Genomic DNA, 24,536 nt, shown 5'->3' on the forward strand with positions numbered 1-24,536 from the left:
AAAAAATCCCCGCGGGGGCGGGGAAAGGCAAAGAAATGCTAAGGTCTTATTAGTTGTTATGAGAAAAATTTCGCCAGTACCAGCAGGGAGAGCGAGACGTTAATCGCACCGCCGATACGGGTGGCAATCTGGGCGAACGGCATCAGCGACATGCGGTTGCCGGCGGTAAGAATAGCGACATCACCGGTGCCGCCCTGCCCGCTCTGGCAGCAGGAGACAATCGCCACATCAATGGGATGCATGCCAATTTTCTTGCCGACGAAGAAGCCGGTCGCCACCAGCGCGCAGACGGTACTGACAATCACCACCAGGTTCTGAAGAGTGAAGGCGTTCACCAACTCCTGCCACGGGGTAATTGCCACGCCAACGGCAAACAGGATCGGGTAGGTCACTGCGGTGCGGAAGAACTTATATACCACCTGCGAACCTTCCTGAATGCGTGGCGACACGCCATGCGCCAGCTTCACCGCCACTGCGGCAAACAGCATGCCGACCGGTGCGGGCAGGCCAATCATGCGGTGCAGCAACATCCCCACCATGTACAGCAAAATAGCCAACAACGCGCCGCAGGCAAGAGTGCTGACGTCTACCTTGCCGCTGATTTTATCCACGGCGGACATACCGCTGTCATCTTGTTTGCTTGGCATCAGGCTGCCTTCACCAGTCAGGTGCGGATAGCGTTTGCCGAGTTGGTTGAGCAAGCCGGCAAGGATAATGGCGGTCAGGCTACCGAGCATGACGATCGGCAGAATGCGGCCCAGCGCCACGCCCTGCTCCATATGCAAGATCGCCGCGTACCCCATCGACAGCGGTATCGCGCCTTCGCCGACGCCGCCGGCCATGATCGGCAGGATCAGGAAGAAGAAGATCTGGAAGGGTTCAAGCCCAAGCGCCATGCCGACCGCCATCCCCACCAGCATGCCGACAATCTCACCGCACAACATGGGTGCGAAGATCCGCAGGAAACCCTGAATCAACACCTGGCGGTTCATGCTCATAATGCTGCCGACGATAATGCAGCAGATATAGAGATAAAGAATATTGGTCGACTTATAGAATTTGGTGGTCGATTCCACCACCACGTCCGGCAGCAGACCGTAATGCACCAATGCGGAAGGAATAAAGGTGGCGCAGATCGCCGCCGCTCCCATTTTGCCGATCAGCGGCAGGCGTTTACCAAACTCGCCGCAGGCAAAGCCAAAGAAAGCCAGCGTGGCGACCATCACCACGATATCGCTCGGTAATTTCCCCTCCAGGCAATCCAGTAAAATAAGTACGCCGGCCAGAATAAAGAACGGTAATGGAATAATCCCTACTTTGTAATTGTCCAGTATGTGCCACCATTTTTCTCTCAGCGGTATTTCAGCCGTTTTGTCTTTGGCGACGAGGTAAGAATCATCTGTTGTGCTCATAATCTGGCCTCTTATTAGTTTGTTCAGCCATCATAGAGAAATGCACGGTTTAACTGCTGTGATTTTGTTCAAAATAAAAAAGGGTTTTTAATGGTGGTTATGGTTTCTATGGCGTTAATTGTAGTTATGTAAAATCAGTCATGGTTTTAATGGTGTTAATGTTATTTTTATTTAAAATTTATCCGTTTTATCGCAGCCATTGAATAACTATGCCCGGCAAGCATAATCCCGTGTCTGCGATCACAACTTGATCGGGCGCAATATTACATTGGCCGCGACTCATGATAGGGTAAGCGCTCAGGAACTCTCACGGTGCCCCCGTCCATGCGCGTAAAACTCTCATTTCAAATCAAGCTGTTCCTGTGCCTGGTCGCCTTCTCCTGTCTGCTGCTGACGTTGATTGGCGCTTACACCTACTATCAGTTGGATGCCCAGTTGCACCGTGATCTTGGCGCGCGGGCGCAGGTGCAGGCGCGGGAGATAGCGCTGATCCCCTCCCTGGTCAGCGCCGTGGAAAAAAACGACCCTGAGCAAGTCGCCGCGCTGATGAAGAAAATACGCGCCAGCAGCGATGCCAGTTATATTGTCATCGGCGACAATCACGCCCGGCATCTTTACCATTCCGAATACGCCGATCGCTTCGGCACCCCGATGGTCGGTGGCGATAATAAAGAAGTGTTGGAAGGGAAAAGCATTATTTCGTTCCGCAAAGGCGGTATCGGTATTTCATTGCGCAGCAAAGCGCCGATACTGGATGAAAATAATCACGTCATCGGCATTGTTTCGGTTGGCTACCTGAAGTCACATATCGATAATTTGAATGCCAGAACCCTGACGCAGATCGTCGGTTCCATTGTGCTATTGTTAATCGCCCTGTTTATTTTTTCCTGGCTGTTATCGAAAAATTTAAAACGCCAAATGTTCTGGCTTGAGCCCAAAGATATTGCGTTGCTGGTGCGCCAGCAAAAGGCCCTGCTGGAAGCGATCTACGAAGGCGTAATTGCCGTCGATCCCCAACTGCGCATCATTACCATCAACCACGCGGCGCGTGAACTGCTGGATCTGCGGCAACCCGCCAGCACCTTGATGGGCCGTGAAATCGGCGAGGTGATCCAGTCGCAGCCGGACTTCTTCGGCGCGTCGCAACTGGGGCACGACACGCACGATGAGGTTTGCCGCTTCAACCACGTGCGGGTGATCGCCAGCCGGGTACGTATTATGCAGGAGGAAGTGCTGCAAGGCTGGGTGATCAGTTTCCGCGACAAAAATGACATCAATACCCTGAGCAGCCAGCTAAGCCAGGTAAAGCGCTACGCCGACAACCTGCGCATCATGCGCCATGAACAGCTGAACTGGACCGCCACCCTCGCCGGGCTACTGCATATGCAGCGTTACGACGAGGCAATCCGTTATGTGGAGGCGCAGTCGGAAGGCGCGCAAGAGATCCTCGACTTTATCTCGCAGCGCTTTAGCTCGGCCGCGCTGTGTGGCCTGCTGTTGGGCAAATACTCCAGCGCAAAGGAAAAAGGCGTCGAGCTGCGCTTTGATCCCGCCTGCCAGTTGCGGCAGATCCCGGCAGCGCTGAATGAAACCGAACTGATGTCGATCATCGGTAATTTGCTGGATAATGCGGTAGAGGCTACGCTGCATTGCGACGCGCCACACGAAGCGGTAGAACTCTATATCAGCGACAGCAGCAATGAGCTGGTGATTGAAGTGGCCGATCGCGGTACCGGCATTGCTGCGGAGGTGCGCGATACGCTGTTTGAACAGGGCGTCACCACCAAAGACGACAAAGGCGACCACGGCATCGGCCTGCATCTGGTCGCCAGCCACGTGGCGCAGGCACACGGCAGCATAGAAGTGTCGGACAACGATCCGCACGGCGCCATATTTTCCTTGTTTATCCCCTATGAATTTCAGGCCGCAGGCAACAACGCCGAGGTTTGAAAGACGACGGATAGAGACCTAAAAACCTTATAACAGTCTTGAGCACCCGATTATGCAACACGAAGCACTGGATGTTTTGATCGTGGAAGATGAGCCACAGCTGGCAACGCTGCACGCAGAGTTCATCGAGCAGAACTTTGCTCTGCGGGTGGTGGCTTATGCCGCCACGCTGGCCGAAGCCAGGGCCAAAGTCAACTCGCATCAGCCGCGGCTGATCCTGCTGGATAACTTTCTGCCGGACGGCCAGGGCATTGAGCTGATGGAAGAGCCGGCGGTGAAAAACCCCGGGTGTTCGGTGATCTTCATTACCGCCGCCAGCGATATGCATACCTGCAGCCAGGCGATCCGCAACGGCGCCTTCGATTACATCATCAAACCTGTGTCCTACAAGCGGTTGCGTAACTCGCTGGAGCGTTTTATGCAGTTTGTGCAGACCCAGCGCAGCTTTAAGGTGATAGACCAGAGCAGCGTCGACGCGCTGTATAATCTGCAATCCAAACAGTTTTCCAGCGAACCGAGCGCTAAAGGCATCGAAGCCAATACGCTGGAGCTGGTGCAGGCGCTGTTTATCAACCGGCCGGAGATCGCGCACGCGGTGGAAGACGTCGTCGAGCAGGTCGGCATCAGCAAAACCACCGCCAGACGTTACCTGGAATACTGCGTCGCCAACCAATTCGTGCGCGTGGAGATGATGTACGGCAATATCGGCCATCCACGCCGCCTGTATCGCAAAGCTTAAGCTGCAATATGGCTGTCATATAAGGGGGATACACTGCTTGCGACGATATCCCCCTCGATATCGGCACCTGTCGTTGAATACTGATGAAATACTGATGACTTTTACCCGGCCTCTGGTCGGGTTTTTTATTGCCATAATCGGCGTGCGGGCAATGGAATAACACCCCCAACACAAATATATTATTTCCGATAAAAATCAACCCGCCAGAGATAAATATCAACTCCAATAATTACCGTAATTATGGAGGACGGGCCAAAATACCATAACCAATCGATAACTTGATGTAAACCCTGAATATCCCATTTAGCGAACATTGAGGGTTGTCTCAGAATGTCACTGTGTTAGGGTATAGGCGACTATTATTTTCTATTGGGAAATTTTTTATCGTTTGATAATTCATCAGAGGAAAAAGCAAATTGCATGGCAATTAAACTCGAAGTAAAGAACCTGTATAAGATATTTGGCGAACATCCGGAGCGAGCATTCAAACTGATTGAGAAAGGTCTGACAAAAGACCAACTGCTTGAAAAAACCGGATTATCACTTGGCGTGAAAGACGCCTCTCTGGCCATTGAAGAAGGCGAGATATTTGTCATCATGGGGCTTTCCGGTTCGGGAAAATCTACCCTGGTACGCCTTCTCAATCGTCTGATAGAACCCACTCGCGGCGAGGTGCTGATTGACGGAGAGGATATCGCCAAAATATCCGACAGCGCGCTGCGCACCGTGCGCCGAAATAAAATCAGCATGGTGTTCCAGTCATTTGCTCTAATGCCGCATATGAACGTATTGAATAATACCGCCTTCGGCATGGAATTAGCAGGAATACCGCCACAGGAGCGCCAGGAAAAAGCCCTGGAAGCCCTGCGACAGGTCGGCCTGGAGAATTATGCGCACTCTTATCCCGATGAGCTTTCCGGTGGGATGCGTCAGCGCGTGGGATTAGCCCGCGCCATGGCGAATAATCCGGACATATTATTGATGGATGAAGCCTTCTCGGCGCTAGACCCCTTAATCCGCACCGAAATGCAAGATGAGTTGGTCAAATTACAGGCCCGGCATCAGCGTACCATCGTGTTTATTTCCCACGATTTGGATGAAGCGATGCGTATTGGCGATCGCATTGCGATTATGCAAGGCGGCGAGGTGATTCAGGTCGGCACGCCGGAGGAAATATTAAATAATCCGGCCAACGATTATGTCCGCACCTTCTTCCGCGGCGTGGATATCAGCCACGTGTTCAGCGCGAAGGATATCGCCAAACGCCGCCCGGTGGCCCTGATTCGTAAAACCCCCGGTTTTGGTCCGCGCTCGGCGTTGCAGCTGCTGCGCGATGAAGACCGCGATTATGGTTATGTTGTTGAACGCGGAAAGAAATTTATCGGCGTGGTGTCGGTAGATTCACTCAAACAGGCGCTGGCCGCCAACCAGACGCTGGATGACGCCCTGCTGGATGCGCCAGCCCCGGTACCGGCGGATATGCCGCTGAGCGAACTGATTTCATTGGTCGCCCAGGCCCCCTGCGCGGTGCCGGTGGTCTGCGAAGAAAATAACTATATCGGAATTATTTCCAAGGCCATGCTGCTGCAGGCCTTAGATAAAGAGGGCCCAGCGAATGAGTGATACAACACAGGATCCATGGGCCACCGCGCCTGCAGACCCCAGCGCCGCACCGGCGACGGATGCCGCCGCTTCTGCGGTGCCTGCCGATGGCGCCGGCGATGCCTGGTCCAGCGCACCGCCACCGGCAACACACGACGCGGCAAACCAGGCCGCTCAGGGGGCTGACTGGCTCAACAGCGCACCGGCCCAACCGGAGCATTTCAACCTGCTCGACCCATTCCACAAGGCCTGGGTGCCGTTCGACTCCTGGGTGACTCAAGGCATCGATTGGCTGGTGCTGCACTTTCGCCCGCTGTTTCAGGGGATTCGCGTGCCGGTCGACTTTATCCTCGGCGGCTTTCAGCAGTTACTGCTCGGCATGCCGGCACCGATCGCCATTCTGGTGTTCTCACTGATCGCCTGGCAGATCTCCAGTTTCAGCATGGGTGCCGCGACCCTGGTATCGCTGATTGCGATAGGGGCGATCGGCGCCTGGTCGCAGGCCATGGTAACGCTGGCGCTGGTGCTGACCGCCCTGTTCTTTTGCATTGTCATCGGATTGCCTCTTGGCATCTGGCTGGCGCGCAGCAAACATGCCGCCAAGATCATACGCCCCTTGCTCGACGCCATGCAGACCACGCCGGCGTTCGTCTATCTGGTGCCGATCGTCATGCTGTTCGGTATCGGCAACGTGCCGGGGGTAGTGGTAACCATAATCTTCGCGCTACCGCCGATCGTGCGTCTGACCATTCTCGGCATCAAACAGGTGCCGGAAGATCTGATAGAGGCGGCCGAATCCTTCGGCTCCAGCCCGCGCCAGCTTTTGTTCAAAGTGCAGTTGCCACTGGCGATGCCGACCATTATGGCAGGCGTTAACCAAACCCTGATGCTGGCGCTATCGATGGTGGTTATCGCCTCGATGATCGCCGTCGGAGGTCTGGGCCAAATGGTGCTGCGCGGCATCGGCCGGCTGGACATGGGGCTGGCCGCCGTGGGCGGTGTCGGCATCGTGATCCTGGCGATAATTCTCGATCGTCTCACCCAGTCGCTGGGGCGCGATCGCCGCAGCAAAGGCATGGGCCGTTGGTACGCTCACGGCCCGATCGGGCTGCTTACTCGCCCGTTCATTAAAAAGGCCTGAGGATATTTTCCCGCTGCGGCGTTCGGCCTCGGCGGGTTATAGCACCACAACATCAAAAACAGAGGAAAAACTATGCGCACCACAGGAATCTGGGCGGTTGCCCTTACGACACTGATTGGCTCGCAGGCGGTTTTCGCCGCTGACTTACCGGGAAAAGGCGTAACGGTACAGCCGCTACAGAGCACCATTTCTGAAGAAACCTTCCAGACGCAGTTGGTCAGCAAGGCGCTGGAAAAGCTCGGTTATGACGTCAAAGACACCCGCGAAGTGGATTATAACGTCGCCTACACCTCCATCGCCTCCGGCGACGCCACCTTCCTCGCGGTGAACTGGGACCCGCTGCACGCCGATCAGTACAAGGCCGCAGGCGGAGACGCCAAATTCTACCGCGAAGGGGTGTACGTCAACGGTGCGGCACAGGGTTACCTGATCGACAAGAAAACCGCCGATAAATACCACATCACCAACGTAGAGCAATTGAAAGATCCCAAGATCGCCAAGTTGTTTGACACCAACGGCGACGGCAAGGCGGATCTGACCGGCTGTACGCCGGGTTGGGGTTGCGAGGCGGTGATTAACCACCATATCGAGGCCTATGGCCTGAGCAAAACCGTCGAGCACAACCAGGGCAACTACGCGGCGATGATCGCCGATACCATTACCCGCTACAAAGAAGGCAAACCGATACTCTACTACACCTGGACACCGTACTGGGTAAGCGACGTGTTGGTGCCGGGGCGCGACGTGGTCTGGCTGCAGGTGCCGTTCTCTTCCCTGCCGGGCGAGCAGAAAAATGTGGATACCAAGCTGCCGAACGGTGCCAACTATGGTTTCCCGGTGAACACCATGCGTATCGCCGCCAACAAAAAGTGGGCCGAAGCCAACCCGGCGGCCGCCAAATTGTTCGCCATTATGAAGCTGCCGATTGCCGACGTGAATGCGCAGAATCTGCGTATGCATGAAGGCCAGGCGTCCGACGCCGATATCCAAAACCATGTTAACGGCTGGATCAAGGCGCACCAGGCAACCTTCGACGGTTGGGTGAAAACCGCCGCGGAAGCCGCGAAGAAATAACCCCCTGAGGGCGCAGGTCACTGCGCCCCCTATTGCGTCAGTTCAATCCCGCTGAATTGCAAAAAGCGTTCGGCAGTCCTCGATAGCTGCTGCGGCCATACGCAATACACCTGCCGCCGTGGACCATCTTCAATCGGGATAGACACCAGCGCGCTCAGACGCTGCGCCGTCGAGATCGGCACAATGCCCGCCGCCAACCCCCGCTGCACCAGATTCTCCAGCCATTCGATATGATCGATTTCAAAACTGATATGCCGCTTGATGCCCGCAGCCTGAAACGCGCGGTCGGTCTGGCGCCGGGCGCCGGTACCGCTGTAAAAATCCACCAGCGGCACTTCCGACAGGGTTTGCAGATTGACCCGCTGGCGGCTGGCTAAGGGGTGCTGCGCCGCCACCAGCGCCACCAGGGGCTCATCGGTCAACTGACGATGGGATACCGGCAGCATATCGATATCTCCCGGCCAGATCCCGACAAACGCCACGTCGGTCTTCTGTTGGCGGACATCCTCAAGCAGTTCCTCACTCATGCCCACATACAACCTGATGTTAACCGCCGGATAGTGGCGATGAAACTTGCTCAGTTTTTCGGTCAGATCAATCGCGTTTATGGTGGAGATGGTCCCGATGGTCAAGGTACCGGAAATCGTCCCGTTGGCCGCCACCACCTCTTCCACCAGCGATTGTTTGGCCGCCAACAGCCGCTGCGCAGGCAGAATAAACGCCTGCCCGGCGCTGGTCAGCCTTACCCGTCGCGAGGTACGTTCAAACAATGTACAGCCCAGTTCTTCCTCCAGTTTGGCAATTTGATGGCTGAGAGCCGACTGCACCGTGTGGCAGCGTTGCGCCGCACGGGTAAAACTCTGCTCTTCGGCTACCGCCAGTGCAAAGCGGATCTGTTTCAAGTTCATGGCATCTATCGCAAAAGGAGATTAATCAAATGAAAATTATACATTGGTTTCATGTGCTGTCCTGCCCGATACTTCGCATCACTTCTTCTTGTGACTAAGCCCTCATGAACCAACAAAATCCCCATCCGGGCCTCAGCCCGGCGCTGATTGTCCTGATCGCCATCGCCACCGGCCTGGCCGTCGCCAGTAATTATTATGCGCAGCCGTTGCTGGAAACCATTGCCAAGCACTTTGAGCTGTCGGTCAATCAGGCCGGTTTTATCGTCACCGCCGCGCAATCGGGTTACGCCGTTGGCTTGCTGCTGCTGGTCCCGCTCGGCGACATGTTTGAACGGCGCGGATTAATCGTCTTCATGACGCTGCTGGCAGCAGGCGGCATGTTGATCACCGCCAGTTCAACCACCTTGCCGATGATGATCCTCGGTACCGCGCTTACCGGATTGTTCTCGGTGGTGGCGCAAATTCTGGTCCCGCTGGCCGCAACCCTGTCGCATCCGGAAAAGCGCGGCAAAACCGTCGGCATCATCATGAGCGGCCTGCTGCTCGGCATCTTGCTGGCGCGCACCGTAGCCGGGGCGCTGGCGTCGATCGGCGGCTGGCGTACCATTTACTGGGTAGCCAGCGGGCTGATGATCCTGATGGCACTGATCCTGTGGCGCGCACTGCCGCGTTACAAACTGCATTCCGGCCTGAATTACCCTCAGTTGCTGAAATCAATCTTCACCCTGTTTTACGGCACGCCGCTGCTGCGTACCCGCGCCGCGATTGGCGCGCTGTCATTCGCCAATTTCAGCGTGCTGTGGACTTCGATGGCCTTCCTGCTGGCGGCGCCGCCTTTTGGTTATTCCGAAGGGGTAATAGGCCTGTTCGGCCTGGTGGGCGCCGCCGGTGCGCTGGCCGCCTCCCGCGCCGGGCATCTGGCGGACAAGGGTAAAGCCGGTTTAACCACGACTCTGGGCCTGGTGCTGCTGCTGCTGTCGTGGATACCCATCGCTTTCGCTACGCAATCGCTGTGGGCGCTGATCGTCGGCATTCTGATCCTCGATCTTGCGGTACAGGCCGTGCACGTCACCAATCAGAGCGTGATGTACCGCATTATGCCGGAAGCGCGTAACCGCCTGACCGCCGGCTATATGACCAGCTATTTTATCGGCGGTGCGCTCGGTTCTCTGTTATCCGCCTCGGCCTATCAGCACGCAGGGTGGTCTGGTGTCGCCGCCACGGGAGGCGTTTTATGCGTGCTGAATCTGCTGATCTGGTGGCGCGGCAAGCGTCACGACCCGCAGGGACCGGCAGCAATCTGATTAGCACGCGAATAATCATATTGGAAATTTATTAGCGCCGCAGGGTATAAACGTTACTCACTCTCTGGTAATGTTCTGGGCATGAACTATTGATGTCCTATATACCCTGCGATCAGAATACAAAATGCCAAGCCAAACTGCAGAAAACGACAATGCCCTCAGCGGCAGAACGCCTTTCATCAACGGCATCGTCGACAGTTTGCCGATCGTCATCGGTTCTATGCCAGTGGCCTTTGCTTTTGGTCTGAGCGCCGTCAAGCCGGGATCCTCCCCGCCCGAGAACCTTTTCTTTTCTTGCTTAATCTCTGTGGCCGCCAACCAGTCTGCGATTACCGCCTCCGTAGGCTCGCATCAACCGATCAGGTCGTGGCAAGTGCTGGCCGGTTTTATCGCGCTGGATCTAGGCTTTATCGCAGCAAAAGCATCATTTTTCCCATACAAATCAGTACGGCAATCCTTGGTATAACATTAAAATTACTTATGGTTTTCAGCCGAAGTAACCTGTAATTTCGTGCGCCACATCACACGGAAGCTTTTTTCGGGCATAGGTCGTTTACAAAAAGCTGACAAATGACACGAATAGCTAAATTATTCACTCTGCTGAACATTTACATTATTAATCACTATCGTTACTATCTCGAACGAAATTAATGAGGCCCTAAATTATGGAAAGCTCGTTTACTCCCATTGAACAAATGCTTAATTTTCGCGCAAAACGTCAGAAGGATTTTCCTTATCAGGAAATTCTGCTGACCCGGCTGTGTATGCACATGCAAGGTAAACTGCTGGAAAATCGCAATAAAATGCTCAAGGCACAAGGGATTAACGAAACATTGTTTATGGCGCTGATTACCCTGGATGCTCAGGAAAATCACAGCATTCAGCCTTCTGAGCTAAGCTCTGCACTGGGTTCTTCGCGCACCAATGCTACGCGCATTGCCGATGAGCTGGAAAAACGCGGCTGGATTGAGCGTCGTGAAAGCGACCATGACCGCCGCTGCCTGCATCTGCATATGACGCCGCAGGGCGAAGAGTTTCTCAGTCAACTGCTGCCACCGCAGCACAAATGTCTGCATTTCCTGTGGTCCACGCTGGACAATGATGAACAGCAACAGCTTGAAAAGCTGACGCGCAAACTATTGGCACGTCTGGATCAAATGGAAATCACAGAACAGTTATCCTAATTCACAATTTCTGTTCAGGTACTTACTTATGCGATCCCCATTTAACTGGAGATTCACCCCGCTGTTCGCGGTATTACTGCTGGCCGGGTGTGCATCTACCGATAATATTGCCCCGCAATCCACGCTGATGGACTCGCAGAGCCTGCAGCTGTCGCAACCTAAGGTCAGCTCGCTGAACGTCAGCCCGCAGTGGTGGCGTGCGCTTAACGATCCACAGCTCGATGCCCTGATGACCCGAACGCTGCAAAGCTCGCCGACGCTGCGCCAGGCCGCGGCCCGCGTGCGTGAAGCGCAGAGCGTCATGGGCCAAGCCAATGCCGCCAACGGCCCGAACCTGGACCTGAACGCCAGCACCAATCGCCAGAAAGTCCCGCAAAACGTCAATATGGGGCTGGGGTATCCGCATAAACCCATCTACGAAAGCTCCAACTCGCTGGGGCTGAATCTGGCCTATGAATTTGACTGGTGGGGCAAGTACCGCAACCAGGTCAACGCCGCCAAGGCCCAGGTCGATGCGGCCCGTGCCGAGCAGGAACAGGCTGCGTTGACGTTGACCAGCTCGGTGGCTTCCTCCTATTACCTGCTGCAGAGCAATTTCGCGCAGGAAAAACTGCTGCAACAGGAAGTGGACAACAACCAAAGCCTGACGGAACTACGCCAGCGGCAGTATAAAGCCGGCATCACCGGCATTGATATTCCGCAACAAACCCAGGCGCAGGCCGACAGCGCCAAGCAACAGATCCTCCAGTTGCAATCGCAGATTGAACAGCTGAAACACCAGTTGGCGGCCCTCGCCGGCCAAGGCCCGAGCGCCATGCAAAATCTGCATCCGGTAGCGCTGCCCGCCAATACGCTGATGGCGCCAAAAGGCGAACTGACCGCCGATCTGCTGGGCAAACGCCCGGACATCGCCGCCCAGCGTCAACTGGTGGAATCCTACAACCAGCGCGTCAGCGCCGCGCGTAAAGAATTTTACCCCAGCCTGACCATTTCGGCCTTTGCCGGTCTGACCACCACCAATACCCCCGGCACCAGCCCGAATCTGTTTGAAGCGGCCAGCCAGGCCTGGAACGTGATGCCTGCGATTTCGCTGCCGATCTTCCACGCCGGTGCGCTGCGCAGCAAGCTGGGTGAGGAGTCCGCTCTGTATGACGAAGCGGTGGAATCCTATAACCAAACCATCCTGAATGCCGTGCAGGAAACCGCCGATGCCATCACCGTCCAGCAAAGTACTGCGCAACAGCAGCTGCAGGCGGCATCCGCGTCCCAATCGATGCAGCAGGTGTACCGAGTCGCAAACGCACGATACCAGGCAGGGATTATCGGGCGCGACGAACTGTTGACCAGCCAGACGCAGCTCTTGCAGCAGCAACAGGCGGAACTGACAGCCAGCAGCAATTTGTTGCAGGCGAAGATAGGACTGATCCGCGCATTGGGCGGTGGCTATCAAGCCCCGGCCGTAGCGGATTCAAAAGCATAATAAAATAGAGAGCTTGGAGAACACCATGAGCGCAAGCGCGGAGACTCAAAACCCGCAGCAGCCGAGCGGCAAAAAGAAGCAGCGCAAGTTTTGGCTGCTGTTGCTGACGGTTATTTTCATTGTTATTGGGGTGGCTTATTTAGTGTATTGGTTCCTGGTGCTGCGTCATCATCAGGAAACCGATGATGCCTATGTATCCGGCAACCAGGTGCAGATCATGGCGCAGGTGAACGGCAGCGTAAACAGCGTCAATTTCGATAACACCGACTATGTCAGACAAGGTGATGTCCTGTTGACGCTCGATCCGACCGATGCCGAACAGGCGTTGGAGCGCGCCAAGACCAGCCTGGCCAACAGCGTGCGCCAGACCCATCAGCTGATCATCAACAGCAAGCAGTATCAGGCCAATATTGCCCTGCGCAAATCTGACCTGAGCAAGGCGGAGAACGATCTCAAACGCCGCGTGGTGTTGGGCAGCGTCGACGCCATCGGGCGCGAAGAACTGCAACATGCGCGTGATGCCGTCGACAGCGCCAAAGCGGCGTTGGAAGTGGCGGTACAGCAATACAACGCCAATCAGGCGATGGTGCTGGATACTCCGCTGGAGAAACAGCCGGCAATTCAGCAGTCCGCCGCGCAGATGCGCGACGCCTGGCTGGCGTTGCAACGGACTAAAATCATCAGCCCGATCACCGGTTATGTTTCCCGTCGCAGCGTACAGGTGGGCGCGCAAATCGCCGCCGGTTCCCCGCTGATGGCGGTGGTTCCTGCCGAGCACATCTGGGTTGACGCCAACTTCAAAGAAACCCAGATCGCCAATATGCGCATCGGCCAGTCGGCAACCGTAGTCAGTGACATTTACGGCGACGACGTGGTGTACACCGGCAAAGTCGTCGGCATCGACATGGGCACCGGCAGCGCGTTCTCGCTGTTGCCTGCACAGAACGCCACCGGTAACTGGATCAAAGTGGTTCAGCGTCTGCCGGTGCGTATTGAGCTGGATGCCAAACAGATTGCCGACCATCCGCTGCGCATTGGTCTGTCGACGCAGGTGAAAGTGGACACCACCAATCTGGACGGCCGCGTGCTGTCTGACGTAGTGCGTGACAAGCCGCTGTACCAGACCAACGCGCTGGCGTTGAATCTGGCGCCGGTTGATCAGATGATCGCCGACGTGATCCATGCGAATGCCGGCTAAGCGCGCAGGAGGCTACCTTGGCACAGAAACCGCTTGAAGGCGCACAGTTAGCCTGGATGACGGTCGCGCTCGCCATGGCGACCTTCATGCAGGTACTGGACTCGACCATCGCCAACGTGGCGATCCCGACCATCGCCGGTAACCTCGGGTCCTCCAACTCGCAGGGAACCTGGGTGATCACCTCGTTTGGGGTGGCTAACGCCATCTCCATTCCGATCACCGGCTGGTTGGCCAAGCGCATCGGTGAAGTGCGCCTGTTCCTCTGGTCCACCGCGCTGTTCGCCCTCGCCTCCTGGCTGTGCGGCATTTCCAACAGCCTGGGCATGCTGATCTTCTTCCGCGTGATCCAGGGGTTGGTGGCGGGACCGTTGATCCCGCTGTCGCAAAGCCTGTTGCTGAATAATTATCCCCCCGCCAAGCGATCGATGGCCCTGGCGCTCTGGTCGATGACGGTGATCGTGGCGCCGATCTTCGGGCCGATCCTCGGCGGGTATATCAGCGATAACTATCACTGGGGCTGGATCTTCTTCATCAACATTCCGATTGGTCTGTTCGTGATCCTGGTGGCGATGGCGACGCTGAAAGGCAGAGAAACCAAAACCGAGATCAAACCGATCGACACCGTCGGTCTGGTGTTGCTGATTGTCGGGATCGGTTCGTTGCAGGTGATGCTCGATCAGGGTAAAGAGCTGGACTGGTTCAACTCGACGGAGATTATCGTACTGACGGTAGTCGCCGTGGTGGCGTTGCTGTTCCTGGTGGTGTGGGAGCTGACGGATGACCACCCGGTGGTGGATTTGTCGCTGTTCAAATCGCGCAACTTTACCATCGGCTGTTTGTGCATCAGTCTGGCCTACATGCTGTACTTCGGCTCTATCGTGCTGTTGCCGCAGCTGTTGCAGGAGGTCTATGGCTATACCGCCACCTGGGCCGGCCTGGCTTCGGCACCTATCGGGCTGTTACCTGTGTTGCTGTCACCGATTATCGGTAAGTTCGGCAATCGGCTGGATATGCGGCGGCTGGTGACCTTCAGCTTCATTATGTATGCCGTGTGCTTCTATTGGCGCGCCTATACATTTGAACCGGGAATGGATTTTGGCGCTTCGGCCTGGCCGCAGTTTGTCCAGGGCTTCGCCATCGCCTGCTTCTTTATGCCATTGATCACCATTACGCTGTCCGGCCTGCCGCCGGAGCGCATGGCGGCGGCATCGAGTCTGTCGAACTTTACCCGTACGCTGGCGGGTTCAATCGGCACCTCGATTACCACCACGCTGTGGACCCAGCGCGAGTCGCAGCACCACTCGCAACTGGCGGAGTTTGTAAACCCTTACAACCCGCAGTCGCAGGAGATGTACCGACAGCTGGAACAGGTTGGCATGAGCAAACAGCAGGCCTCGGCCTACATTGCCAACGAGATCACCGCGCAGGGGCTGATTATCTCTGCCAACGAGATCTTCTGGCTGGCGGCGGGGGTGTTCCTGATCCTGCTGGCGTTGGTCTGGGTGGCGAAACCGCCATTCAGTTCCGGCGGCGGGGGCGGCGGCGCTCACTGAATCTCACCCAACAAAACGGGCGCCCTTCTGAGGCGCCCGTTCTTTATAATTCCCGATGATACCCAGCGAATGGCAAGTTGTCGCCCATAGCACAGCGGCTTCAAAGGTTCCGGGTTTCTAACCGTTACGCCTGATTCTGACGCCACCAATCGGCCAGCAAAATGCCGGTCGCGACCGATACGTTCAGGCTTTCCACCTTGCCGGTACCGCCGATAGACACGCTCATATCCCCCTGCTGCCACGCGCTGTCGCTCAGACCGTCACGTTCCTGGCCCAGCACCAGCACCATTTTGGACGGCAGCTTGGCCTGCGCCAACGGAGTGCCTTTGTGGCTTGAGGTGGTGACGATGGTGTAACCCGCTTTGCGGAAGGTATCCAGCACCGACAGGAAGTCATCGGCGTTAATCGCTTTGATGTGTTCCGCGCCGCCTTCAGCAGTACGCACCGCCGCACCGGACTCCAGCACCGCCGGATCCTGCAACAGCACGCCGTTCACGCCAAAGTGGGCGCAAGAACGGACGATGGCGCCCAGGTTGTGCGGGTTGCCCACTTCTTCCAGCGCCAGCACGCAATCTTTCGCCGGGGCTTCTTTCAGATAGGTTTGCGCATCCAGACCCTGACGCTTTTTGATCAGGAAACACACGCCGCCGTGGTGTTCGGTGCCGGACGCTTTCGCCAGCTCTTCTTCATCCACCACGTGGTAGGCTTTGCGGTTAGCCGCCATCCAGCGCAGCGCTTCACGGAAACGCGGCGTAACGGACTGCACGAACCAGGCGCGGACAATGGCGTCCGGACGGCTGGCGAACAGCGCCTGACAGGCATTCTCACCGTAGACCCGGGTCTCTTCCGCACGCTGACGGCGCAACTGCTCTGGATCGATAAAGCTTTTGCCACTGATGCCACCGTGATCGAACGCCGGCTCTTCTTCCGGGGCTCGTGACACGGTTTTCCACGGCGAATCATAACCGCCACGGTCTTCAGTACGCGCCGGACGGCTAGGACGATCGCTTTCACTGCGGCGAGAATCGGAGCCACGGCGATCATTATTGCCACGCGGCTTGTCCTGACCGGTACGGCCCGAGCGCGCACCGTCAGCCGGACGGCCTTTGCCGGCCGGACGTTTATTCTTGTTACGGTCGTCGCTGCTGCTGTCGTCGTCACTGCGGACGTACATCACTTTAACTTTACCGTTTTTGCCACTAAATGAATCGTTCATTGTCTTCTCCACCAACGCGCAGGGCGCGAAGATTACCTGATGTTGGGGTGCTAAGCCACCTACTTGCGCCAAAAGCTAACAACTATCGTATCCATTGAACAAACCTCTTTGTTCAATGCCCCGTTTTTACCGATAATAACCAGCATTAAAGAAACAACTCCGCAACCTGACTGCGGCGTGGAATGCTTTCCCAGTCTCCGAGGTAAACATGAATACAGTCTGTGCAGCTTGCAATGCCACCAATCGCGTACCTGAAGAACGTGTGACGGACGGCGCGAAATGTGGCCGCTGCGGCCACCCGCTATTTGACGGCGAAGTGATCAACGCCACCGCAGCCACGCTGGACCAATTGCTGCAGGATGACCTGCCGGTAGTGGTCGATTTCTGGGCACCGTGGTGCGGCCCCTGCGTCAACTTTGCGCCCGTCTTCGAGGACGTTGCCGAAGAACGCGCCGGCAAAGTACGCTTCGTGAAGGTGAACACCGAAGCCGAACCGGAACTGAGCGCCCGCTTCCGTATCCGCAGCATTCCGACCATCATGCTGTTCCGTGAAGGCAAAATGGTCGACATGCTCAACGGCGCGATGCCGAAAACGCCGTTCGATAACTGGCTTAATGAGCTAGTTTAACGCAGAAAGTATAGGCGGTGTTGCCCATTGTGGACGACACCGCCGCCATTCGAACTGGCCCGCGCGCTCCCGCCGGGCTTTTTTCTGCGTTACAATAGCGGTTTTTCCCCAGGATATTTATGACTGACAACGCCGTACTCCGCCTGCGCCAATTTCGTCTGGAACGCTCTACCCGCCCTTTTCTGGCGCGCGGTAATCGCATACCGCGTTGTCAGGGCTGCCTGCTGCCCCATAAAAACTGCCTGTGCGACACCATCCAGCCGCAGCCGGCCGCCAGCCGTTTCTGTTTGATCATGTTTGGCGCGGAGCCGTTGAAACCCAGCAATACCGGCCGCCTGATAGCCGATATCCTGCCGGATACCCAAGCGTTCCTCTGGTCGCGTACCGAGATCGACCCCGAGTTGCTGAAGGCGATTAACGATCCGCAACGCCAGCCTTACGTAGTTTTCCCCGCCTCCTACGCCGCGCCTGAGCGGCCGGTGTTCAGCGAACTGCCTGTCGGTGGCAAACCGCCGCTGTTTATCATGCTCGACGGCACCTGGACCGAGGCGAGCAAGATGTTCCGCAAGAGCCCGTATCTGAACGCATTCCCGGTATTCTCACTCAATGTGACCGCCGCTTCCAATTACCAGTTGCGTGAAGCCAGCCGCACCGAGCAGCACTGCACGGCAGAAGTGGCGGCGGCGCTGTTGCAGCAGGCCGGCGATGCCGCCGCATCTGAAGGTTTGAACCAGCATTTTCGTTATTTCCGTCAACAGTATCTGGCCGGGAAACCTACGCGCCCGGAGGCACCGGTCACAGCAAAGCTGCCGCAAAACGCCTAGAATCAGGGGTAACGTTGCCAAAAGGAGCCGTGCATGAGCCAGCGAGGGTTAGAAGCGCTTTTACGTCCTAAATCGATTGCCGTTCTCGGCGCTTCACAACAGCCCGGCCGCGCCGGTAACCTGATGATGAGCAACCTGCTGGCCGGTGGCTTCAGCGGGCCGGTAATGCCGGTCACTCCTCGCTATAAGGCCGTGTGCGGCGTGATGGCCTACCCTGACGTCGCCAGCCTGCCGCTTACACCCGATTTGGCGATACTCTGCACCCACGCGCAACGCAATCTGGCATTGATTGAAGCCTTGGGTAAACGCGGCTGTAAAACCGCGATTGTGCTCTCATCCCCACCGGAACAGTTCGCCGAGTTGAAAGCCTGCGCACAACGTTATTCGATGCGCCTGCTTGGGCCAAATAGCCTGGGCCTGCTGGCGCCATGGCAAGGTCTCAACGCCAGCTTCTCTCCGGTGCCGATCCTCAAGGGCAAATTGGCGTTCATTTCTCAGTCCGCCGCCGTCGCCAATACCATTCTCGACTGGGCGCAGCAGCGCGAGGTCGGGTTTTCCTATTTTATCGCGCTGGGTGACAGCCTGGATATTGACGTCGACGACCTGCTGGATTTTCTGGCTCGCGACAGTAAAACCAGCGCCATCTTGCTGTACCTGGAAAACATCAGCGACGCACGCCGCTTTTTGTCTGCCTCGCGCAGCGCTTCGCGCAACAAGCCGATACTGGTGATCAAAAGCGGTCGCAGCCAACAGGCCCAACTGCTGCTCAACAGCCAGCAAGGTCTGGACGCAGCTTATGATGCCGCCATCCAGCGTGCGGGTTTGCTGCGCGTCCAGGACACCCACGAACTGTTCTCCGCGGTGGAAACCCTGAGCCACATGCATCCGCTGCGCGGTGAGCGGCTGATGATCGTCAGCAACGGCGCTGCACCGGCAGCGATGGCGTTAGACGAACTGCTAGGCCGCAACGGCAAGCTGGCGCAGTTGGGGGAAGAGAGCCTGACGCAGCTCGGCGCGGCATTGCCGGAGTTTATTCGCGCCGGTAACCCGATCGATCTGCGCGATGACTCCACGCCGCAACGTTATCTGACGGCAGTCAAGGCGCTGCTCGACAGCCACGACTACGATGCCCTGTTGTTGATCCACGCCCCAAGTGCGGCGGCACCGGGCACCGCCACCGCCGAACGCATTATCGATGCGATTCGCCAGCACCCGCGCGGTAAACGCATCACGCTGCTCACCAACTGGTGCGGCGAATACTCGTCGCAAGAAGCCCGACGATTGTTTACCGAGGCCGGTATTCCGACCTACCGCACCCCGGAAGGTGCGGTGACCGCCTTTATGCATATGGTGGAATATCGCCGCAACCAGAAGCAGCTGAAAGAGACGCCGGCGCTCCCGGTCGGCCTGACGGCCAACACCGCCGATGCCCACCGGTTGATCCATCAGGCGTTGGCTGAAGGGGCGACACAGCTCGATACCCACGAAGTGCAATCCATTTTGCAGGCCTATGATCTGGCCACCTTACCCACCTGGATTGCCGAAGACAGCACCGAAGCGGTACACATCGCCGAGCAAATCGGTTATCCGGTGGCGCTGAAACTGCGCTCGCCGGATATTCCTCACAAGTCAGAAGTGCAGGGCGTTATGCTCTACCTGCGCACCGCCACCGAGGTCCAGCGTGCGGCGGACGCTATTCTCGATCGCGTAAAACGTACCTATCCGCAGGCCCGCATTCACGGCCTGCTGGTGCAAAGCATGGCCAACCGTGCAGGAGCGCAGGAACTGCGTATTGCAGTAGAGCAGGACGCTATTTTTGGTCCGCTGATCATGCTGGGCGAAGGGGGTATCGAATGGCGGCAGGAAAATCAGGTCGCCGTAGCCTTGCCGCCGCTGAATATGGCGCTGGCACGTTATTTGGTGCTGCAGGCGGTTAAGGGTGGGAAGATCCGTGGGCGCAGCGCACTGCGGCCGCTGGATATTCCCGGGCTGAGCCGTCTGCTGGTACAGGTATCCAACCTGATCCTCGACTGCCCTGAAATCACCCGGCTGGACATCCATCCGGTGCTGGCCTCTGGCAGCGAATTCACGCTGCTGGACGTTTCCATGCAAATTGCGCCTTTCGAGGGTGATCCGCAGGCGCGGCTGGCGATCCGCCCTTATCCCCATGAACTGGAAGAAGTTATCCGCTTGAAAGACGGTTCGCAGTGCCTGTTCCGGCCAATTCTGCCGGAGGACGAGCCGGCGCTGAAGCACTTTATCGATCGAGTGACCAAGGAAGATCTCTACTACCGCTATTTCAGTGAGATCAACGAGTTTACCCACGACGATTTGGCTAACATGACGCAAATCGACTACGATCGGGAGATGGCTTTTGTCGCCGTGCGCGACGAACAAATTATCGGCGTAACGCGTGCGCTTTCCGATCCGGACAATACCGACGCGGAATTCGCCGTGCTGGTTCGCTCTGATCTGAAAGGGTTAGGTCTCGGCCGCCAATTGCTGGAAAAAATGATCGCCTATGCCCGCGCCCACGGTCTGACCCGCCTGACCGGCATTACCATGCCGAACAACCGCGGCATGATTGCGTTGGCACAACGGCTGGGCTTTGGTATTGATGTGCAGCTTGAAGACGGGATCGTCAATTTGACCCTGCCGTTGCAGGCTGACAAAGCGCAGTGACCAGTGTCGCAATGTGCTACGAATCCATCACTTAACGCCAAAACATACGCACAATCGGGACAACTAGTGGTATTATCGCCCGATTATTCGATTTATTGTTTTTACGTATTTGGCGTTCCGGCCATCTAATCATGAGAGAAGAAGCGCACTGTGATGTTGTCAAAATTTAAACGTAGCAAACATCAACAACACCTTGCACAACTGCCAAAACTCCCCCAGACGGTAGCTGACGTACGTACCCTGTACGCACCGTCTGATTACCGTACTACGCTGCTGGAATTGATCGCTAATGCCACCCGACGCATCTATCTGGTCGCTCTGTATCTGGAGCATGACGACGCCGGGCGTGACATTCTCAATGCGCTTTATCAGGCAAAGCAACGGCGTCCGGAGCTGGAGATTTGCATCTTGGTTGACTGGCATCGAGCCCAGCGTGGGCGCATTGGCGCTGCGGCCGCCAATACCAATGCCGACTGGTACTGCTCAATGGCAGACCAGCATCCGGGGCTGCAAGTTCCGATATACGGCGTGCCGGTAAATACCCGTGAAGCCTTGGGAGTGCTGCACCTGAAGGGCTTTGTTATCGACGATACCGTTATTTACAGCGGTGCCAGTATCAATGACGTTTACCTGCATCAGCATGAGAAATACCGTTACGATCGTTATCAGTTGATCACTAATGGCGCGTTGGCCAATACCCTGATCGATTACATCAAACAGCACCTGCTGGCCGCTGGCGCGGTACAGCGCCTGGATCGCGACGATCGGCCGAAAAGCCCGGAGATCAAAAACGAAACGCGTTCATTCCGCTTCAGCCTGCGACGGGCCGGTTATCAGTTCCGCAACGCGGCGGGTAACGATGAACTGGCGGTAACGCCGCTGGTTGGGCTCGGCAAACAGAGCGTCCTGAATAAAACCATTCATCACCTGATGTCCTGCGCCGATCAAAAGCTGACGCTGTGTACCCCCTATTTCAACCTGCCGGCGCTGCTGGTGCGCAATATCATCTATCTGCTGCGCGAGGGCAAACAGGTTGAAATCATCGTCGGCGACAAAACGGCCAACGACTTTTACATTCCGGAAGATCAGCCGTTCAAGATTATCGGTGCACTGCCCTACCTCTACGAAATTAACCTACGACGCTTTCTCAGTCGCCTGCAGCGTTATATCGATACCGGCCAGTTGATCGTGCGCCTGTGGAAAGACGGCGATAATAGCTATCACCTGAAAGGCATGTGGGTAGATGACGAGTGGCAGTTGATCACTGGCAACAACCTCAATCCGCGTGCCTGGCGGCTGGATCTGGAGAACGCCATCCTGATCCACGATCCGAAACAGGAGATGCGCGAGCAACGCCACAAAGAGCTGGAGTGTATCCGCACCCATACCACCGTGGTGGGCAACTACCTTGAATTACAGACTATTCAGCAGTATCCGGTCAAAGTGCGCAAACTGATCCGCCGTCTGCGCCGTATCCGTATTGACCGCTTGATTAGCCGTATACTGTAATCCCGCTATAATTCAGCTATCACAGACCCTGGCCAAGGCTGGGGTTTTTTGTCTGTCATGACAACAGGATGTTTTCATTATGCGCCCATTCTGCCTCTTGCTTATCCTGCCCTTTTTGCTGTTCACCAGCGGTTGCACTCATCTGGCGAACGACAGTTGGACAGGTAAAGATAAGGCGCAGCATTTTGTCGCCTCTGCGGCCTTTGCCGCCGCCGGCGCCGCTTATGGCGATCACCAAAACTGGAATGAGGCCAGAAGCCGCAGCTTCGGCCTGATGTTCTCGATGGGGCTCGGTGCAGCCAAAGAGCTGTATGACAGCCGCGAAGGCGGCACCGGCTGGAGCTGGAAAGATTTTGCCTGGGATGTGGCAGGTGCAGCGACCGGCTATAGTCTGTATCACGCCACTCGATGATTCACAGTTGGACCTCTTTCCCCTTGCGATGCAACTTGAGCGAAACGATCAGTGCCAGCAGGCACATGCCGGAAACATACCAGAAGAAGGCGTTCTCCACACCGAACGATTTCAGCGACAAGGCAACATACTCCGCAGAGCCGCCAAACATTGCGTTTGCTACCGCATAAGACAGCCCTACGCCCAGCGCGCGCACTTCCGGCGGGAACATTTCCGCTTTCAACAGCCCGCTGATCGACGTGTAAAAACTGATGATAAACAACGCCAGAACTATCAATCCGAATGCCGCATAAGGGTTGGTCACGCTTTTCAGCGTCATCAGAATAGGTACCGTCATCAGTGTGGCAAACGAAGCGAAGACCAGCATTGAACTACGGCGGCCAATCTTGTCCGAGAACGCACCGACCAGCGGTTGCAATAGCATGTAAATAAACAACGCGGCGGTCATGATGCCGCTGGCCAACCTGGCGTCCATGCCTGAGGTATTCACCAGGTATTTTTGCATATAGGTGGTGAAGGTATAGAAACTTAATGAACCGCCGGCGGTGAAGCCCAGCACCATCAGAAACGCCTTACGGTTTTTCCACAGACCTTTCAACGAACCAGCGTCTTTATGACTCCTGGTTTTCGCATCGGACGTTTCATTCAGTGAACGTCGCAGGTACAGCGCAACCACCGCCAACGCTGCGCCCAGCGCAAATGGAATGCGCCAACCCCAAGCTTTCAGCTCTTCTGTAGAAAGGATTTGCTGCAACGCTACCAGCACCAAGAGCGCCAGTAACTGGCCGCCAATCAGCGTCACATATTGGAAGGAAGCATAGAACCCGCGCTTTCCCTTGATCGCCACCTCACTCATGTAGGTAGCGCTGGTGCCATATTCTCCCCCCACGGAAAGCCCCTGGAACAACCGAGCCACCAACAGCAACACCGGCGCCCAACTGCCGATCGAATCGTAGGTTGGCAAACAGGCGATCACCAGCGATCCGGCGCACATCATGCAGACTGAAATCAACATCGAATTTTTACGGCCATGTTTATCCGCGATATAACCGAACAGCCAACCGCCAATCGGGCGCATAAAAAAGCCCGCAGCAAAGACGCCGGCGGTCTGCAGCAACTGGGTTGTACTGTTACCGGCGGGGAAGAACGAGGCGGCGAAATAGATCGAACAGAAAGAGTAAACGTAAAAATCGAACCACTCCACCAGGTTTCCCGATGAAGCCCCAACGATAGCGAAAATACGCTGTTTTTTATCCTGAACCGCCAGTTCGGCAGTATCCCCATCCCCAATGGCCGAGGTTGTTTCTGTCATTTTGTCTTCTCCGAGCCAGATAAGCAGTGAAGTCGGCGTCCCGCCGTTTAATTATTACTTTGTTGTTATGTTTAAGTTAACAATTAAACCAGACCGCGGGCGAAGGATATGTGATGAAACAAGGGGCAAAACGCGGTTTTTGTGATGAATATTAAATAGTGAAATGAAAATAAGAAGAGATTACAGTCTGTTTTCTGCAAAGCAAAAAGCCCCATGCTTTCGCATGAGGCTTTCGACTTAATTTGATGCCTGGCAGTGTCCTACAATATTCGTCTCATCCTGAGACTCCCCCCTTCGGGGCCGCCGCAAGCGGCGTTGAAGCCCGTTCCCGACGGGCTTTTCGCATGCCCATGCTCGTGTAGAACACCCAAAAATAGATAAAACAAAAAGCCCTACGCTTTCGCATAG

At 56.2% G+C, this 24,536-nt stretch carries 20 protein-coding genes; 16 read left to right on the plus strand and 4 right to left on the minus strand.

Going from position 1 to position 24,536, the window contains the following annotated elements; translation table 11 throughout:
* Positions 1 to 56: 56 nt before the first annotated feature.
* The gene (locus ACTJJ1_RS20200; protein ID WP_004953759.1) at positions 57 to 1,412 is read right to left on the minus strand and encodes a 2-hydroxycarboxylate transporter family protein; all 1,356 of its coding nucleotides are present in this window, start codon (positions 1,410 to 1,412) and stop codon (positions 57 to 59) included.
* Between the two features lie 324 nt (positions 1,413 to 1,736).
* Between ACTJJ1_RS20200 and ACTJJ1_RS20205 the strand changes: the two genes are divergently transcribed.
* The 5 genes from ACTJJ1_RS20205 to proX all read left to right on the plus strand — a co-directional run bounded on the left by ACTJJ1_RS20205 (position 1,737) and on the right by proX (position 7,918).
* Positions 1,737 to 3,362, plus strand: a complete 1,626-nt coding sequence (locus tag ACTJJ1_RS20205) for an ATP-binding protein (RefSeq protein ID WP_004953762.1) — start codon at positions 1,737 to 1,739, stop codon at positions 3,360 to 3,362.
* 52 nt (positions 3,363 to 3,414) lie between these two features.
* The gene (locus ACTJJ1_RS20210) at positions 3,415 to 4,101 is read left to right on the plus strand and encodes a response regulator (protein ID WP_004953764.1); all 687 of its coding nucleotides are present in this window, start codon (positions 3,415 to 3,417) and stop codon (positions 4,099 to 4,101) included.
* A 420-nt stretch (positions 4,102 to 4,521) separates the two neighbouring features.
* Positions 4,522 to 5,724, plus strand: a complete 1,203-nt coding sequence (gene proV / locus ACTJJ1_RS20215) for a glycine betaine/L-proline ABC transporter ATP-binding protein ProV (protein WP_020439668.1) — start codon at positions 4,522 to 4,524, stop codon at positions 5,722 to 5,724.
* On the plus strand, positions 5,717 to 6,844 hold the full coding sequence (proW, locus tag ACTJJ1_RS20220; RefSeq protein WP_020439669.1) for a glycine betaine/L-proline ABC transporter permease ProW: 1,128 nt from the start codon (positions 5,717 to 5,719) through the stop codon (positions 6,842 to 6,844). The genes proV and proW overlap by 8 nt, the downstream gene beginning before the upstream one ends.
* A 72-nt stretch (positions 6,845 to 6,916) precedes the next feature.
* Positions 6,917 to 7,918 (plus strand): glycine betaine/L-proline ABC transporter substrate-binding protein ProX, encoded by a 1,002-nt coding sequence (proX, locus tag ACTJJ1_RS20225; RefSeq protein WP_004953772.1) that lies wholly within the window; start codon positions 6,917 to 6,919, stop codon positions 7,916 to 7,918.
* A gap of 29 nt (positions 7,919 to 7,947) precedes the next feature.
* Here proX and ACTJJ1_RS20230 read toward each other — a convergent pair whose 3' ends face one another.
* Positions 7,948 to 8,826 (minus strand): LysR family transcriptional regulator, encoded by an 879-nt coding sequence (locus tag ACTJJ1_RS20230; RefSeq protein ID WP_004953774.1) that lies wholly within the window; start codon positions 8,824 to 8,826, stop codon positions 7,948 to 7,950.
* A gap of 104 nt (positions 8,827 to 8,930) precedes the next feature.
* Between ACTJJ1_RS20230 and ACTJJ1_RS20235 the strand changes: the two genes are divergently transcribed.
* From ACTJJ1_RS20235 to emrB, 6 genes are all read left to right on the plus strand, one after another.
* Positions 8,931 to 10,130: an MFS transporter gene (locus ACTJJ1_RS20235; RefSeq protein ID WP_020439670.1), complete on the plus strand. Its 1,200-nt coding sequence runs from the start codon at positions 8,931 to 8,933 to the stop codon at positions 10,128 to 10,130.
* Positions 10,131 to 10,254: 124 nt separating this feature from the next.
* Positions 10,255 to 10,596: a hypothetical protein gene (locus ACTJJ1_RS20240; protein ID WP_020439671.1), complete on the plus strand. Its 342-nt coding sequence runs from the start codon at positions 10,255 to 10,257 to the stop codon at positions 10,594 to 10,596.
* Positions 10,597 to 10,795: 199 nt separating this feature from the next.
* On the plus strand, positions 10,796 to 11,314 hold the full coding sequence (gene mprA / locus ACTJJ1_RS20245; RefSeq protein ID WP_004953780.1) for a transcriptional repressor MprA: 519 nt from the start codon (positions 10,796 to 10,798) through the stop codon (positions 11,312 to 11,314).
* 28 nt (positions 11,315 to 11,342) lie between these two features.
* Positions 11,343 to 12,794, plus strand: coding sequence for an efflux transporter outer membrane subunit (locus ACTJJ1_RS20250; RefSeq protein WP_122289824.1), 1,452 nt, complete (start codon positions 11,343 to 11,345; stop codon positions 12,792 to 12,794).
* Between the two features lie 25 nt (positions 12,795 to 12,819).
* The gene (gene emrA / locus ACTJJ1_RS20255; RefSeq protein ID WP_004953783.1) at positions 12,820 to 13,992 is read left to right on the plus strand and encodes a multidrug efflux MFS transporter periplasmic adaptor subunit EmrA; all 1,173 of its coding nucleotides are present in this window, start codon (positions 12,820 to 12,822) and stop codon (positions 13,990 to 13,992) included.
* A gap of 17 nt (positions 13,993 to 14,009) precedes the next feature.
* Positions 14,010 to 15,545: a multidrug efflux MFS transporter permease subunit EmrB gene (gene emrB / locus ACTJJ1_RS20260; RefSeq protein ID WP_004953787.1), complete on the plus strand. Its 1,536-nt coding sequence runs from the start codon at positions 14,010 to 14,012 to the stop codon at positions 15,543 to 15,545.
* 124 nt (positions 15,546 to 15,669) lie between these two features.
* Here emrB and ACTJJ1_RS20265 read toward each other — a convergent pair whose 3' ends face one another.
* Positions 15,670 to 16,761, minus strand: coding sequence for a tRNA/rRNA methyltransferase (locus ACTJJ1_RS20265; protein WP_006327493.1), 1,092 nt, complete (start codon positions 16,759 to 16,761; stop codon positions 15,670 to 15,672).
* A 208-nt stretch (positions 16,762 to 16,969) separates the two neighbouring features.
* Between ACTJJ1_RS20265 and trxC the strand changes: the two genes are divergently transcribed.
* The 5 genes from trxC (at position 16,970) to ACTJJ1_RS20290 (ending at position 22,816) form a co-directional block, all read left to right on the plus strand.
* On the plus strand, positions 16,970 to 17,389 hold the full coding sequence (gene trxC / locus ACTJJ1_RS20270) for a thioredoxin TrxC (RefSeq protein WP_004953796.1): 420 nt from the start codon (positions 16,970 to 16,972) through the stop codon (positions 17,387 to 17,389).
* A gap of 119 nt (positions 17,390 to 17,508) precedes the next feature.
* A complete protein-coding gene (locus tag ACTJJ1_RS20275) occupies positions 17,509 to 18,213 on the plus strand; it encodes a tRNA-uridine aminocarboxypropyltransferase (RefSeq protein WP_004953797.1) in 705 nt (234 codons plus the stop codon).
* 33 nt (positions 18,214 to 18,246) lie between these two features.
* Entirely contained in the window at positions 18,247 to 20,895 is a 2,649-nt protein-coding gene (locus tag ACTJJ1_RS20280) for a bifunctional acetate--CoA ligase family protein/GNAT family N-acetyltransferase (protein ID WP_440835051.1), read from the plus strand.
* A 153-nt stretch (positions 20,896 to 21,048) separates the two neighbouring features.
* The gene (pssA, locus tag ACTJJ1_RS20285; RefSeq protein WP_183130091.1) at positions 21,049 to 22,404 is read left to right on the plus strand and encodes a CDP-diacylglycerol--serine O-phosphatidyltransferase; all 1,356 of its coding nucleotides are present in this window, start codon (positions 21,049 to 21,051) and stop codon (positions 22,402 to 22,404) included.
* A gap of 79 nt (positions 22,405 to 22,483) precedes the next feature.
* Positions 22,484 to 22,816: a YfiM family lipoprotein gene (locus tag ACTJJ1_RS20290; protein WP_004953805.1), complete on the plus strand. Its 333-nt coding sequence runs from the start codon at positions 22,484 to 22,486 to the stop codon at positions 22,814 to 22,816.
* A gap of 1 nt (position 22,817) precedes the next feature.
* On the opposite strand, the gene ACTJJ1_RS20295 is transcribed toward ACTJJ1_RS20290, so the two are convergent.
* Positions 22,818 to 24,128, minus strand: coding sequence for an MFS family transporter (locus ACTJJ1_RS20295; protein WP_004953806.1), 1,311 nt, complete (start codon positions 24,126 to 24,128; stop codon positions 22,818 to 22,820).
* Positions 24,129 to 24,536: the final 408 nt, after the last annotated feature.

It is taken from the genome of Serratia sp. 22264, from assembly GCF_052045345.1.
GTDB lineage: Bacteria > Pseudomonadota > Gammaproteobacteria > Enterobacterales > Enterobacteriaceae > Serratia > Serratia plymuthica.

Excerpts from the sequence above, each read along its gene's own strand:
- ACTJJ1_RS20200 (WP_004953759.1), bottom strand. The coding sequence starts at position 1,412 with ATGAGCACAACAGATGATTCTTACCTCGTCGCCAAAGACAAAACGGCT.
- ACTJJ1_RS20205 (WP_004953762.1), top strand. The coding sequence starts at position 1,737 with ATGCGCGTAAAACTCTCATTTCAAATCAAGCTGTTCCTGTGCCTGGTC.
- ACTJJ1_RS20210 (WP_004953764.1), top strand. The coding sequence starts at position 3,415 with ATGCAACACGAAGCACTGGATGTTTTGATCGTGGAAGATGAGCCACAG.
- proV (WP_020439668.1), top strand. The coding sequence starts at position 4,522 with ATGGCAATTAAACTCGAAGTAAAGAACCTGTATAAGATATTTGGCGAA.
- proW (WP_020439669.1), top strand. The coding sequence starts at position 5,717 with ATGAGTGATACAACACAGGATCCATGGGCCACCGCGCCTGCAGACCCC.
- proX (WP_004953772.1), top strand. The coding sequence starts at position 6,917 with ATGCGCACCACAGGAATCTGGGCGGTTGCCCTTACGACACTGATTGGC.
- ACTJJ1_RS20230 (WP_004953774.1), bottom strand. The coding sequence starts at position 8,826 with ATGAACTTGAAACAGATCCGCTTTGCACTGGCGGTAGCCGAAGAGCAG.
- ACTJJ1_RS20235 (WP_020439670.1), top strand. The coding sequence starts at position 8,931 with ATGAACCAACAAAATCCCCATCCGGGCCTCAGCCCGGCGCTGATTGTC.
- ACTJJ1_RS20240 (WP_020439671.1), top strand. The coding sequence starts at position 10,255 with ATGCCAAGCCAAACTGCAGAAAACGACAATGCCCTCAGCGGCAGAACG.
- mprA (WP_004953780.1), top strand. The coding sequence starts at position 10,796 with ATGGAAAGCTCGTTTACTCCCATTGAACAAATGCTTAATTTTCGCGCA.
- ACTJJ1_RS20250 (WP_122289824.1), top strand. The coding sequence starts at position 11,343 with ATGCGATCCCCATTTAACTGGAGATTCACCCCGCTGTTCGCGGTATTA.
- emrA (WP_004953783.1), top strand. The coding sequence starts at position 12,820 with ATGAGCGCAAGCGCGGAGACTCAAAACCCGCAGCAGCCGAGCGGCAAA.
- ACTJJ1_RS20265 (WP_006327493.1), bottom strand. The coding sequence starts at position 16,761 with ATGAACGATTCATTTAGTGGCAAAAACGGTAAAGTTAAAGTGATGTAC.
- trxC (WP_004953796.1), top strand. The coding sequence starts at position 16,970 with ATGAATACAGTCTGTGCAGCTTGCAATGCCACCAATCGCGTACCTGAA.
- ACTJJ1_RS20275 (WP_004953797.1), top strand. The coding sequence starts at position 17,509 with ATGACTGACAACGCCGTACTCCGCCTGCGCCAATTTCGTCTGGAACGC.
- ACTJJ1_RS20280 (WP_440835051.1), top strand. The coding sequence starts at position 18,247 with ATGAGCCAGCGAGGGTTAGAAGCGCTTTTACGTCCTAAATCGATTGCC.
- pssA (WP_183130091.1), top strand. The coding sequence starts at position 21,049 with ATGTTGTCAAAATTTAAACGTAGCAAACATCAACAACACCTTGCACAA.
- ACTJJ1_RS20290 (WP_004953805.1), top strand. The coding sequence starts at position 22,484 with ATGCGCCCATTCTGCCTCTTGCTTATCCTGCCCTTTTTGCTGTTCACC.
- ACTJJ1_RS20295 (WP_004953806.1), bottom strand. The coding sequence starts at position 24,128 with ATGACAGAAACAACCTCGGCCATTGGGGATGGGGATACTGCCGAACTG.